Source organism: Aeromonas sp. EERV15, assembly GCF_900079845.1.
Classification (GTDB): domain Bacteria; phylum Pseudomonadota; class Gammaproteobacteria; order Enterobacterales; family Aeromonadaceae; genus Aeromonas; species Aeromonas sobria.
Window position 1 is genome coordinate 1 of record NZ_FKKY02000197.1, and the last position, 255, is coordinate 255.

At 56.1% G+C, this 255-nt stretch carries 1 protein-coding gene; it reads left to right on the plus strand.

Annotation, left to right across the window (positions count from 1 at the left end):
• Positions 1 to 255, plus strand: a 255-nt coding sequence (locus BN4575_RS22275; RefSeq protein WP_176716483.1) for a hypothetical protein, incomplete at both ends; no start/stop codon positions are given.

Consider the following 255-nt stretch of genomic DNA (forward strand, 5'->3'; position numbering starts at 1 on the left):
ACACCAAGCCGGCGAACGATACCAACCTGACAGATGTGGTAGGGGTAACTGTGAGCGGGGTGGGAGGTAGTAGTGCCAGTGGTAACGTGACGATAGCGATCATCGACGATGTACCGGTGGCGGTGAATGATGGCCCGGTTGGCGTGACAGAGGATGGGATGTTGGTGGTCAGTGGCAATGTGCTGACCGATGGCTCTGACGATGTATTTGGTGCAGATGGCCAGGGTGTTGACTACGTGGAGTGGGATGCCAATA